Annotated in this window: 11 protein-coding genes; 5 read left to right on the top strand and 6 right to left on the bottom strand. The window is 70.5% G+C overall.

The genetic code is table 11. The annotated features are described in order from the left end of the window. Positions 1-10: 10 nt before the first annotated feature. The 3 genes from zwf to KY462_09925 are packed head-to-tail and all read right to left on the bottom strand — an operon-like array spanning position 11 to position 5,062. Positions 11-1,414, bottom strand: a complete 1,404-nt coding sequence (gene zwf / locus KY462_09915; GenBank protein MBW3578032.1) for a glucose-6-phosphate dehydrogenase — start codon at positions 1,412-1,414, stop codon at positions 11-13. Then, positions 1,411-2,427: a decarboxylating 6-phosphogluconate dehydrogenase gene (gnd, locus tag KY462_09920; GenBank protein MBW3578033.1), complete on the bottom strand. Its 1,017-nt coding sequence runs from the start codon at positions 2,425-2,427 to the stop codon at positions 1,411-1,413. The genes zwf and gnd overlap by 4 nt, the downstream gene beginning before the upstream one ends. 10 nt (positions 2,428-2,437) lie before the next feature. Beyond that, positions 2,438-5,062, bottom strand: a complete 2,625-nt coding sequence (locus tag KY462_09925) for a bifunctional transaldolase/phosoglucose isomerase (protein MBW3578034.1) — start codon at positions 5,060-5,062, stop codon at positions 2,438-2,440. A gap of 422 nt (positions 5,063-5,484) precedes the next feature. On the opposite strand from KY462_09925, the gene KY462_09930 reads away from it, so the two are divergent. Continuing rightward, positions 5,485-6,387, top strand: coding sequence for a phosphatase PAP2 family protein (locus tag KY462_09930; protein ID MBW3578035.1), 903 nt, complete (start codon positions 5,485-5,487; stop codon positions 6,385-6,387). Here KY462_09930 and KY462_09935 read toward each other — a convergent pair. From KY462_09935 to KY462_09945, 3 genes are all read right to left on the bottom strand, one after another. Beyond that, a complete protein-coding gene (locus KY462_09935) occupies positions 6,381-6,578 on the bottom strand; it encodes a hypothetical protein (GenBank protein ID MBW3578036.1) in 198 nt (65 codons plus the stop codon). The two genes, KY462_09930 and KY462_09935, sit on opposite strands and share 7 nt — an antisense overlap. Next, positions 6,575-6,991, bottom strand: coding sequence for a hypothetical protein (locus KY462_09940; protein ID MBW3578037.1), 417 nt, complete (start codon positions 6,989-6,991; stop codon positions 6,575-6,577). Before KY462_09940 ends, KY462_09935 begins: the two co-directional genes overlap by 4 nt. 61 nt (positions 6,992-7,052) lie before the next feature. Continuing rightward, positions 7,053-7,748, bottom strand: coding sequence for a Crp/Fnr family transcriptional regulator (locus tag KY462_09945; protein MBW3578038.1), 696 nt, complete (start codon positions 7,746-7,748; stop codon positions 7,053-7,055). Positions 7,749-8,793: 1,045 nt separating this feature from the next. Between KY462_09945 and KY462_09950 the strand changes: the two genes are divergently transcribed. From KY462_09950 to KY462_09965, 4 genes are all read left to right on the top strand, one after another. Continuing rightward, on the top strand, positions 8,794-10,176 hold the full coding sequence (locus KY462_09950) for a radical SAM protein (protein ID MBW3578039.1): 1,383 nt from the start codon (positions 8,794-8,796) through the stop codon (positions 10,174-10,176). Positions 10,177-11,357: 1,181 nt separating this feature from the next. After that, the gene (locus KY462_09955; protein ID MBW3578040.1) at positions 11,358-11,510 is read left to right on the top strand and encodes a hypothetical protein; all 153 of its coding nucleotides are present in this window, start codon (positions 11,358-11,360) and stop codon (positions 11,508-11,510) included. A 332-nt stretch (positions 11,511-11,842) separates the two neighbouring features. Beyond that, entirely contained in the window at positions 11,843-11,983 is a 141-nt protein-coding gene (locus tag KY462_09960) for a hypothetical protein (GenBank protein MBW3578041.1), read from the top strand. Positions 11,984-12,032: 49 nt separating this feature from the next. Beyond that, on the top strand, positions 12,033-12,272 hold the full coding sequence (locus KY462_09965; protein ID MBW3578042.1) for a hypothetical protein: 240 nt from the start codon (positions 12,033-12,035) through the stop codon (positions 12,270-12,272). Positions 12,273-12,412: the final 140 nt, after the last annotated feature.

The raw sequence follows: 12,412 nt of genomic DNA on the forward strand, positions 1-12,412 counted from the left end.
AAGGACTCGGCTAGCCCCCGTCGGGGAACTCGGGGCAGTGCCACCCGCCCCGCTCGGCGATGAGCTCGTCGGCTTCCTTGGGTCCCCAGCTGCCCGGCTCGTAGGGGCGCACCGGCGGAGGGTCGTCAAGAACCCGGTCGACGATCCGCCAGGCCTCCTCCACCGCGTCGGGGCGGGCGAACAGGCGCTGTTCGCCGTCCATCGCGTCGTCGAGCAGGCGCGCGTAGGCGTCCTCGCGGGCACCTTCGCGTTGCTCGTCGTAGCGGTAGGTGAGGTCGACGGGGCGCGAAACCAGCTGGTCGCCGGGCTCCTTGATCTGTACGGAGATTGACACGCGTTCGCCCGGTTTGAGCCGGAACAGCAGGTGGTTGGGGTGGGGAGGAGGGGAGTCGGCGCGGACGAAGAACTGCCGTGGGGGCCGTTGGAACTCCACCAGTACGTCGGTCGCGGTGACCGGCAGGCGCTTGCCCGCGCGCACGTAGAAGGGCACGCCCGCCCACCGCCACGAGTCGATCTCGGCCTCCAGCGCGACGAACGTCTCGACGTCGGAGTCCGCAGCGACGCCCTCCTCGTCGCGGTAGCCGGCGAACTGGCCGCGCACGACCTTGTCGGCGTCGAGAGCCGGCATGGAGCGCAGCACCTTCACCTTCTCGTCGCGTAGCGCCTGCGCGTCCGCGGAGGTGGGCGGTTCCATCGCCACCAGCGCGATGACCTGGAGCAGATGGTTCTGGAACACGTCGCGCAGCGCCCCGGTCTCCTCGTAGAAAGCTCCCCGGCCTTCGACCCCGAAGTCCTCGGCCAAGGTGATCTGCACGGAGTCGACGTAGTGGCGGCTCCAGGCCGGGGCGAGGAAGGTGTTGGCGAGACGGAACACGAGCAGGTCCAGGACCTGCTCCTTCCCCAGGAAGTGGTCGATGCGGTGCACGGCCTCTTCGGGGAAGGTCTGGAGCAGGCAGCGGTTGAGTTCTCGCGCCGAGGTGAGGTCGCGTCCGAAGGGTTTCTCGATGACCACCCGTCCGCGCTCGTTCAATCCCACGTCCGCCATGCCCTGAACCACCCGTTCGAACAGGCTGGCGGGGATGGCGAGGTAGAGAAGCGGGCGTTCGCTGGCGGCGAGCGCGTCTGCGAGGCGTTGGTAGGTGTGGTCCTCGTTGTAGTCGCCCTGCACGTAGGCCAGTGCGGAGGTCACCCGCTCCACCGCGTGGGCATCGGGGGTGGGCGGGCCGAACTCGTCGATCGACCGGCGCGCGTAGTCGCGCAGGTCCCGGTCGTCCCAGTGGGAGGAAGCCACGCCCACCACCCGTTCGGGGAGCCGGCCGTGGTCAGCGATGGCGAGCAGCGCCGGGAAGATCTTCTTCCTGGCCAGGTCTCCCGTGGCGCCGAACAGCACCAGTGCGTCACAGCGCTCGCTCATCGGTCCTCCCTCTCCTCGTGGCCGCCGAACCGATGGCGCATGGCCGACAGCACCTTGTCGGCGAACCCGGCGTTGCCGCGTGAGGAGAAGCGCTCGAACAGCGCCGCGGTGATGGCGTGGGCGGGCACGCCCTCGTCGACCGCTGCCAGCACCGTCCAGCGGCCCTCCCCCGAGTCCGACACGCGCCCGCCGAACCCGTCCAGGTCCGGGTCGTCGAGCAGAGCTGCGGCGGTGAGGTCCAGCAACCACGACTGGATGACGCTGCCGCGACGCCACACCTCGGTGACCGCGGCGACGTCGATGTCGAACCGGTAGTACTCGGGGTTGGTCATCGGGGTGGTCTCGGCGTCGGCCTGGCGCTCCTCGGCGCCCACGTCGGCGCGTTCGAGGATCCCCAGCCCCTCGGCGTAGGCGGCCATCACCCCGTACTCGATGCCGTTGTGCACCATCTTGACGAAGTGGCCCGCACCCACCGGACCGCAGTGGAGGTAGCCGTGCTCGACCGCGTCCGGCTCGCCTTCGCGACCCTCGGTGCGCGGTGCGGCGTCGACCCCGGGCGCCAGCGACCGGAAGATGGGGTCGAGCTGGTCGACCGCGGCGGGCTCCCCACCGATCATCAGCGAGTAGCCACGCTCCAGACCCCACACCCCGCCGCTGACCCCGACGTCCACGTAGCGGATCCCGGTGCGTTGCAGCGTGGCGGCGCGGTCCATGTCGTCGCGGTAGTAGGAGTTGCCGCCGTCGACGATGATGTCGCCCTCGTCGAGGAGAGTGGCGAGCTCGTCGACGGCGTCGCCGACGAACGCCGCGGGCACCATCAGCCATGCGACACGGGGTGCCTCGAGCGCGCCGACGAGCTCCTCCAGGGAGCCCGCCCCGGTCGCGCCCTCGGCCTGCATCTGCTTGATGGCCTGCTCGTCGATGTCGTGCACGACCAGCTCGTGGCCGTCGCGTTGCAGGCGCCGAACCATGTTGGCGCCCATGCGGCCCAGCCCGATCATCCCGATCCTCATGGGGTTCTCCTCACGGCGCGATGCCGACCAGCTCGTCGATGTCGACCCTGCCGGCGCGCCGGCCACGGGCGCGCAGGGTGGTGAGGTCACCGCCGGCCAGGGCGCGCTCGAGGGTGGCGAACCCGAAGGCCTCGCCGGGGATCCGCGGGTCGTGGTCGTGGTCGGCGACCACCTGGACGAACACCCCGGTGTTGGGTCCGCCCTTGTGCAGTTGCCCGGTCGAGTGCAGGTAGCGCGGCCCGATGCCCAGGGTGGTGGCGACCCGGTGGCGGTCGCGCAGGACCACCCGCACCCGTTCGAGCTCGTCGACGAGGTCGGCGGCCGGGTCGAGGTAGGCCTGGATGGACAGGTAGTCACCGGCCTCGAGCTGGTCCAACAGCGGGGCGAGCGGTTGGGGTTCGACGTCGGGGACGCCCCGATCCAACGCGCGACGCGCGGCGACCTCGGTCGCTTCGGCGTCGGGCTGGTCGAAGGGGTTGACACCCAACGCCGCCCCGGCGAGGGCGGTGGCGATCTCCCAGCGCAGCACCTCCCCGCCCAGGTCGACCGGCTCGTCGACCCTCAGGTGGACGACCGGGTACCCCGCGTCCGCCAGCTCCGCCAGCACCTCGGGGTCGACGCCGATGCCGACGAACAGCCGATCGTCGCCGTACACGTCCGCGCCGCCCAGGGGCTCGCCGACCACGGGGACGATGCCGGTGGCTCGCTTGCCGGTGGACTCGGCGATCAGCTGCTCGATCCACCGCCCGAACGAGGTGAACCGTTCGTCGATGACCAGGGTGAGCTTGTCGCGTCCGGCGCGCGCGGCCCCGGCCAGGATCGCGCCCAGCTGCACGCCGGGGTTGTCTTCGGGATCGACACAGCCGGCGCAGGCGGCGGCGACCCGCCCGACGCGGTGCAGCAGCTCGCCGACGTCCACCCCCGCCAGCGCGGCCGGGACCAGTCCGAAGTGCGACAGTGCCGAGTAGCGCCCGCCGATGTCGGGGCGGTTCTCGAACACTGCCCGGAACCCGCGCTCGCGGGCGAGGTCGGCGAGCGGGGTGGCGGGGTCGGTGATGACCGCGAACCTGTCGGGGTCAGCGCCCCGCTGCCACAACCACTCCAGCAGCGAGCGGGTCTCGACGGGCGTGCCCGACTTCGACGAGGCGATCACCAGCGTCGTCGCCAGCGGCAGGTGCTGCTCGATCCGGGTGATGGTGTCGGGGTCGACCGAGTCGAGCACGTGCAGCTCGAGGGCGTCGGCGCTGGGTGGGAAGCAGGTGGCGGCCACGAGCGGGAACAGGCTGGAGCCCCCCATGCCCACCACCAAGGCGTGGGTGAGCCCGTCCGCGGCCGCCTGCTTGGCGAAACTCACGAGTTCGTCGACCTGCTCCTCCATCTCCTCGGGGCTGGTCAGCCACCCCAGCCGGTCGGCTATCTCGGTCGGGTCGTTCTGCCACAGGGTGTGGTCGTGGCTCCACAGCCGCCGCACCGCGTCACGCTCGGCGAGCTCGTCCACGACCTGCCCGACCTGGTCGGTCACCGGTCCCAGCCGGCGCGCCTCCCATGGGCCCCGTTCGAGCTCGCGCGCCTTGTTCCCGATGCACTCGAGCAACCGGCGGAAGGAGTCGGCGAACTTCTCGTCGCCCTCCTCCTGGAGCTCGCGGCCCAGCTCCTCGAGGCTCACCCCGGCGTCCTCGGCGCGGCGGGCGATCCTCTCCGCCTCGGGTGCCTGGGACGGCAGCGGCTCGCCGACCGTGCCGTCGCGCGCGAAGGCGAGCAGCGTCGACTCGGGCATGGTGTCGACGGTGTCGGGCGCGGCGAGCGCCTCCACGTAGTACGTGTCGGCCAGAGCGGGATCCTTGGTCGAGGTGCTGGCGAACAGCACCCGCTGGGGTCGCGCACCGTCCTGCTCGAGGCTGCGCCAGCGCTCGGAGACGAGCAGCTCACGGTAGGCGACGTAGGCGAGATGCCCGTTGGCGACCCCCAGGCGGTTACGCAGCTGGTCGGGCAGGCGCTCGTTGGCCTTGCCGTCGATGCGTGAGATGAAGAACGACGCCACCGACGCGACGTCGAGGTCCTCGCCTGCCTCGCGGCGGCGTTCGAGCCCGCGCAGGTAGGCCTCCGCGACAGCGCGCCACTGGCCCAGCGAGAACAGCAGGGTGACGTTGACGTTGACGCCCCGGAAGGTCAGCTCCTCGATCGCCGACACCCCCTCGGGCATGCCCGGCACCTTGATCATCACGTTGCGGCGCCCCACCCGGGAGAACAGCTCCTGGGCGAGCGCGATCGACCCCTCGGTGTTGCGCGACAACCGCGGCGGCAACTCGAGCGACACGTACCCGTCCGCGCCGTCGGTGTCGTCGTACACGCCGCGCAGGACGTCGGCGGCGTCGCGGATGTCGTCGACGGCCAGGCTCCAGAACAGCTCCTCGGGATCCTCGATTCCCTGCTCGACCGAGGTACGCAGCGTGTCGTCGTAGTCGTCGCCGCCCGAGATCGCCCGCTCGAAGATGGTGGGGTTGGAGGTCACGCCCGTCACGGCGTAGTCGCGGTGGTAGCGCGCCAGCTCCCCGCTGGTCAGCATCGCACGCCGGATGTTGTCGTACCAGACGCTCTGACCCAGTTCCTGCAGCTCGTGCAACGGGTTGGTCACGGCACTTCTCCTCTTCGGCCTACCTCTTACGGTGGGTGGCGTGCCACGTCCGCGCAACCATCGGACGCCCGGTGACGATCGGCCCCTGCGCACGGCGCACGCCCGCGATGGATGCGGTGCGGTAGCCCTCGTGGTCAGCAACCCGCCGCGCCTCCCGCGCGATTCCACAACCCGCGGCATGCTCGCCGCGCCGTCAACGTCGTTGCATGCCGAGTCGAACGGCGACTTTACGGACGAGCGCCCTCTCCTCGGGCGAGCCGTCCTTGCGGACCGCCGCTAACGGGATGCATTCGCCGACACAGAGGCCTGTTACGCGCACGTCTCGATGCTGGAACACTCGGGGGCCGGGGTCGGGAGGGTCCGGTGCCCACCAGACACGAGCACCGCTACACGCATGGCTGCCACGCCCGTCGCACGTGCTCGTGCGCAACCGGGCCGTGGGCGTGCTCGTCGCCGCCGCCGCGACAACCCTGACGGTGCTGGCGGCCGTGGCGCACCATCGCCTGCTGGTGGTCGACCGGCCGCTGTCGGAGGCACTGCGGCGCGACGATCTGCTGGTCGTGATGAGGTGGATCACCGAGGCCGGATCGCCGACTTCCGCGGCGGTCTTGAGCCTGGTCGCTGCCGCGGCGCTCTGGCCGCTGTGCCGCGCCTTCGCCATGGCACTACCGACCACGGTGGCCGCGGGCATCGCGGTCGACCTGAGCCTCAAGGTCCTGATCGACCGGCCGAGGCCAGCGGATGTGGTGATCGGGACGGCGCTGGGGTCGTTCCCGAACGGTCACGTGATCCAGGCGACGGTCGTGCTCGGGCTGCTCGTCCCGGCGCTGTACCTGGTCACCGGCAGGATCGTCGTGTTCTGGTCATCGGTGGTGCTGTCCGTCGTCATGGTCGCAGGGGTGGCGTCGAGCCGCATCGCCCTCGGTGCGCACTGGCCCAGCGACGTCCTGGCCAGCATCCTCATCGCGGCTTCCCTGCTGATGCGCAGGGCGCGCAGCGTGGCCGGCAGGGCACGCAGGCGGACCAGCACCCCGCCGGTCTCCTGCGGGGTCTCGGACAGGAGCTCCCCGAAGTACTGGCGCTCCATCTCCGCGCCGGTCCCTCCCGGCATCTGCGCCGCCGCGCTCTTGAGGAGGTCGAGGTTGAGGGCGGCCCGGCCGCGGAACCGGCCGATCACGGCCAGGGGGGCGTCCAGCGGCTCGGGCAGTGCGGCGAGCTGGTCGAACAGCTCGCGGAACCCCTCTCCAGGATGGTGGTGCGGTCGTCGGCGTCGAGGGGAGCTGCCAGGAACAGCTCGTCGACGCGGCGGCGTGCCGTATCATTGATCGGCCGGTACGAGATCCGTCGTCCGCAGCTCGTCGATCAGGTCGGCCACCTGCGGGGAGGACACGAAGCGGCGGTACGCCGCGATGGTGATCACCCCGGTCGCGGGGACGGGCACCCCCGCGGCGATCAGCCGGTCGAGCGCAGCCGCCTTGCCACCCACCACGGTCGCGTCCGCGCCGTGGCCTGTCAGCTGGAGGCTGACGGCAGCCCCAGCCTCATCGGCGTCGGGGTCCTCGCTCTCCTGGTGCGCCGCCCCGCGGCGCCCCGCGCGGCGCGGTTGCCGGGCACGGCGGAAGATGGCGGTGTGGCCCTCGGCCGGATCGATGCGGCGCCGGTAAGAGGCGATCGCCCGGTCCGCCGCGATCTCGGGGCGCTGGCCGGTGCGGTCGGCGTGGTCCTGCAGCCAGACGGCGAGGTCCGCGCGCAGCGTGGTCGGCCGGCGGTGCCCCAGGCTGCGGCCAGCCCGACCAGCACCAGCAGGTCCGCCAGGGCGAACACCACCGCGAGGTCGGCCAGACCGCCGACGATCGCATCGATGAGCCCGACCGTCACCACCAGGGCCGTGACACCCAGCAGGAACGTGTCGGTCACAAGCCGCTGCATGCGCACCTCGCCAGTCTCAGACGCCAACGGCGCCGGTGACACTTGCCTTTCCAGTGCTGGCTCAACAGCGCCCCCCCGTCACTCCCTCCTGCCCGGCCAACGCGATGAGCCGGCGCGGGTCGATGACCTCGACGCCGCCATACCCGGTCGCGATCACGCCCTCGCCGACGAATTCGTGGAGCACGCGGTTGACGCTCTGACGTGTCGCACCCAACAGCGCAGCCATCTCCGCCTGAGTCAGATCGACATGTCTCCGCTCGTCGCCCGCCAGTTCGTCGGCGAGGAGCGCCAGGACGCGGTCGCGTAGGTCGCCGATCGTCAGGGCCACGATGCGGCGGTTGGCGTGCTCAAGCCGACGCACGGTGCTGGTCAGCCACCGCAGGGCAATCGCCGGGTGGGTGCCCAGCAGGTCGAGTAGGGCGCCATGCTCTATAACCAGCACGGTGGCGTCGCGACGCGCCACCGCTGTGTAGGGGGCCGGCATCTCGCACAGCAGGGGGATGTCCCCGATCACGCCGCCGGGGCGGTGAATGGCGACCAGGTGGCGGCTGCCGTGCCGCGGTAGGAACAGCTCGATCTCGCCGTGCTCGACGACGTAGGCCGCGTCGGCGACCTCACCTGCCGTCAGGAGCTTCTCGCCCGCACGCAACCCGACACGCTGCAGCGTGGTCGTAAGAGCCGCGACGTCCGAGACCGTGAACGGGGCCAGCTCCGGGCGACCGAATCGACGTGCCAACCAAGCCACATGCGTGGCCATGCCCTCCCGGCCGGTGGGCAACAGTCGGGAGATGGCTCCGCGGACGTCCACAGCGTGGCCCCTTCTGTCGCCGACCGATATTCAGGGAACCCGGCGGGCATGACACCTGTTCCTTTTCCTTCGGTGCGGGTGATCTGGGAACGAGCCACGCGGGGTTCCCGCGCCCGCGTGCCATTGGAGTTGGGCGGTACGGGAGTTTGGACTAGCCCTGGACCAGACCTGGACTGGACGCTGGCGAGCTCTGTTGCCACGGTGAGATCGACCCGCCGGACTGGCCGACAGCGTCGTGATGACCGCGATGTGAAGACAGGTGCTCACATGGGCATGGCGCGCACGCGCCAGACGTTCCGGATTTCGACGGCGCGATAATCGCCGACCGAAACCTCTCACCCGTGGACTCGCCCAACCCGCGCACATGATCCCCCCAACCACTTCGCGCACCGTCCGCCGTCATGGCGTTGAGGACGCGCGCGAGGCCCCCCGTGTGGCGTGGTCTCGGCTGCGACCAGCGTTGCAACTTTACGGGCATGCCTGCTTCGCGACAGCCACCGTGGATCTGGTCGGGACGTCATGATCCAGAGCGGAACACGAGAGGCAGCGCGTCGGGTGAGCCACCATCCGAGCCGTCGGGGCGCCAGTTCGTCGCAGCGTGCTGCCGCGCCGATGGCTGGAGTCTCAATCGTGCCACGGTCGTGGAAACATGATCTCGCGTCAGGTGTTCCCCGTTGGAGCCACCCCAGGAACGTCCGTGACCGAGCCGACGGAACTTGGCATTGACGGCCGGCGGACAGGAGTTCTCGACGGCCACTGTAGAAGGCAGAGGGTCGTACGGCACCGCGCCGAGTTGCCGTGCCGCGGTGGCCATGGGTGAGTCGGCGCCACACCAGGTGCTGCGGTGGATCGTCCGGCTTCTCGGGGCCTTCTACGTCGAGGTAATCGACAACACCGATCTGGCGGTGTTCCAGCCTTGCCAGTCTGTGAGGCTCACGGCTCGCCAGCGACCGCAAACCAGGGCGACCACCTCGAGGGTCCGGAGGTCGCCCCCGTGAGGCTCCCTGCAGCGCTGCGGCGCCTAGCCGAGATCGAGCGGGGAACGCGCCCGACCGACCCCGAAGTCACGGCCGCTCTCGCTGCGCGCTGGGAGCAACTCCCTGCCGCGGTGCGCTCACCGTCGCAGATGCTGGGCCGCAAGTTCACCGGGTGCGAGGCCACCCACGGGGTCTTCCCTGCGTGCAACTTCGGCTGCCGGCCGTGCTACCTGCCCTCGAACTCCAACCGCGTACCACTCGACCCTGACCACGCGCTGGCTGAGATCGAGCGACAGATGTCCTACCTGCGCCAGAAACGCGGGCCGGGGCAGTACGCACAGCTCATCGGCGGCGAGGTTTCCCTGCTGCCGCCCGACGTGCACGCCGAGGCGCTGCAGGTGATGCGCCGCCACGGGCGCTTCCCGATGAGCTTCTCACACGGCGACTTCGACTACGACTACCTCGAGCGACTGGCCGTTGGCCGCGACGGCACCCGGCGCTTCCACATCCTGTCGTTCGCCGTGCACATCGACACGACGATGTACGGTCGCCGCGCCGCTCCCCGCCCCTCGGATGAAGGCCAGCTGCACCCGGAACGTCGCCGGGTCAAGGACATGTTCGAGCGCCTGCAACGCGAGCACGGGGTCCGCCACCACCTGGCGCACACCATGACGGTCACACCCGCCAACGTCGACGAGGTCGCCGACGTTGTCCGCGTATGTCGCGACCTTGGATATCGGATGTGCTCGTTCCAGCCCGCCGCCGAGGTCGGCGACCGGCGCCGATGGGACGGCTCCTACGCGGCGCTCACCGACGACCGCGTCTGGGCCGAGATCGAGCGCGGCGTCGGTCGGCACCTACCTCACCGTGTCCTGGAGGTCGGCGACCCGCGCTGCAACCGTGTGACCTGGGGCCTGTGGTCAGCTGGCCACTACGTGCCGGTGGCCGAGGACGACCACCCCGGCGACCTCGCGGCCCGGGACGCGTTCTTCCGTGTGCTGCCGGGCAACCTGCTGTTCGCGTCACGGCCACGGACGGTTGCGCGAGTGGCCCGTGCCATGTTCGCCCACCCCCGCGACATCCCGGTCGCACTGCGGTGGGGCGCCAGGCTCGCACGCCGACTCGGCGCACGTGGCCTCGTGTCCGGCGTTCAGCCCGCGACCTACGTCATGCACAGCTTCATGGACGCAGACGACGTCCAGGCAGCCTGGCACCTGCTCCAACGTGACCAGGTGGCCGGCGATCCGCGGATCCGTGCGACACAGGAGCGCCTGTCCGCGTGCGCCTACGGCATGGCGCATCCCGACCGCGACGAGGTGGTCCCGGCCTGTGTGCAGCACAGCGTGCTCGACGAGGTCGAGAACGCGCACCTGTTGCGACGGTTGCCGCTGCTGACCTGACGCGCCCGAACCGGGGTTCGGCTGTATCCGCTGAGCCCGCCGAGGTGTCGGCGTGCCCCTGCGATGTCCTTCTGCTGGTCGGCCGCGATCCCGAGATCGTGGGCCTTCGCGCACTGCGCCAGGTCGGGCGATAGACGGACGCGGTGGTGTGGTCGCTCGGCGCGCTGGTGTCGTGGGGCGTGGGAAGCATCCTGGCAGCACAGCAGCTTGGCGAAGATCAGTAGGTCGTGGGCGATCCAGAACGAGCTGGACCACAGGGGCGTTGCGAGCGAAGGTCTCCAGCGGGAGCTTTGTCAGGCCGACGTCTTTGGTGGCGTCGGTGACCGGATAGGACACCGAGAAGGCCAGATTCGTATGGTTAGCGAGGTGGTCCATGAACCTGTGGGTGGCCAGCGCCTGATCGCCGGGCACCACCAGACTCACTCCGTCGGGCAAGACGGGAAGCCGGGCGAGGGCCGCGTCGAGCACCCCGAGGTTGTCGCGTGCGACGTGCGCCGGAACTCGCCCCGGGTGGAGCATCGCGGCCAAGGCCTCACCGGGGCCGTCGCCGCAGTCGAGGTAGCCCAGGATCGGGTGGAACCCGAAGCTGCCTTTGAACGTCGGGGCGGCCCCGTCTTTGTCGTCGGAGCCGGCGGGTGACGACCGTCGCATCCACATCGACCAGCAGCGGCTCGTTCGGATGGTCCACATCGGGTCGGCGGCCTGCTGAACGACCGGCGGTGCGCCGCCCGCCTGCCACACAGGTTCGCGCATCGCGCGCCGCGCCTGGGCGATCGCTGCCATCGCGACGGGATCGTCGGCGACGCAGCCATCGTCCGTCAAGTCGTGGCCGGCGACGCCACCTCACCAAACAGCGCGTCCTGGCCGTCCAGCACCCGCCGGTGCATTACTGCGGTCGTCGTACGATGGTCGCCCGGGACCGCCGGTCACGCGGCGTGACCGGCGGTCCCGCCCCCGCAGCAAGACGCCTCGACGGTCATGGCTATGACGGAGCCCGAAGGGAACCCATCTTCCTCTCCGCGTCCGCATCCCTGTCCGAAGCCGTCTTGACCCCGCGCGTCTCCGACCGAGGTCGGACGATAGAACAGACTGCGGTATCGCGGTAGATGTAGGGCGCACCTAGTAGCTCCGCTCGACCTCTGCGTCCGCCTACCCGCAGACCCCCCGAGGACCAACTCAACGTGGACGGTTCGGTCCGCAGCTTCCGCCCGTTCGTGCCGGCCACGGCCGGCGAGACGGCGGCGGCCGTGATGGTGCTGCATGACGCCGGCGGGACCCCCGTGGTGTCGATCCCCGACGGGTCTACCTCGTGGGGGTCTCTAACGGTGCGGTGATGGCCTACCGCTCTGCCTGTGAGCGTCCGGCGCGCATCGCCGGGGTCGGATCGGTCGCCGGCACCATGGTGACGGACCCGTGCCAGCCAGCCCGTGTCGGTGATCGAGATCCGTGGGGCAGCCGACCCCGTCGTGCCCGTTGACAGCGGGAACGGCCGGCCTTCACTCAGGCAAGCCGGCCGGTGCTGAGCGCGCGCGCAGGACTGGGCCGACCTCGGCGGCTGCCCGGCGTCCACCACCGACACCGACGGCCCGATCACCACGACGCCGTGGCAACGCTGCCGAGAGAACACGTCTTGTTCGTCTGGTCGCTACTCCGGGGAGCTCGATGCGTGGTGCGTTGCGGCATGGCCGCGTCCTCCTACCGGGGCCTGAAGGCGCGTATCGCCAGGTTGAGCGAACCGGTCAATGTCGACGCGGTCGAGCGGTTGCGCGCGTTCGTGGACGAGCTCACCGCCCACGAAGCCGACTGATCATCGTCGCTAACGCCTGCTGCCGGCACCCGGCGACGAAGGAGTGCCCGTGACCCACGACGAGGAGTCGTTCGAGGACTTCCGGCGGTCCTTCCACATCAACGCCGTGTTTCCGATCGACGTGGTCGGGGACCTGGCCGCCGACGGCGTCGTCGGTGGTGTCGCCGCCACCCACGACGGGTTCGTCGGTGCCGCGTCCCGGCTGCAGCTGCGTAACGAGGTCGCACCCCGGTGGGCGGATGAGCTGCGCGCCGACGAGGTCGACGTCTGCCTGCTCGTCGCCACCTGACCGGTGTGCCACATGTCGGTCGGGCACGTCGCACGGGCCTTGGAGGAGGCGGGCATCCCGACCGTCGCGGTGTTCATCCGTGCGTTCCGCGATGTCGCGGAGGCGATGACGCTCCCCCGCGTGCTCGTCGCACCACACCT

Source organism: Actinomycetota bacterium, from assembly GCA_019347675.1.
GTDB lineage: Bacteria > Actinomycetota > Nitriliruptoria > Nitriliruptorales > JAHWKO01 > JAHWKW01.

Excerpts from the sequence above, each read along its gene's own strand:
- KY462_09945 (MBW3578038.1), bottom strand. The coding sequence starts at position 7,748 with ATGGCCACGCATGTGGCTTGGTTGGCACGTCGATTCGGTCGCCCGGAG.
- zwf (MBW3578032.1), bottom strand. The coding sequence starts at position 1,414 with ATGAGCGAGCGCTGTGACGCACTGGTGCTGTTCGGCGCCACGGGAGAC.
- KY462_09940 (MBW3578037.1), bottom strand. The coding sequence starts at position 6,991 with ATGCAGCGGCTTGTGACCGACACGTTCCTGCTGGGTGTCACGGCCCTG.
- gnd (MBW3578033.1), bottom strand. The coding sequence starts at position 2,427 with ATGAGGATCGGGATGATCGGGCTGGGCCGCATGGGCGCCAACATGGTT.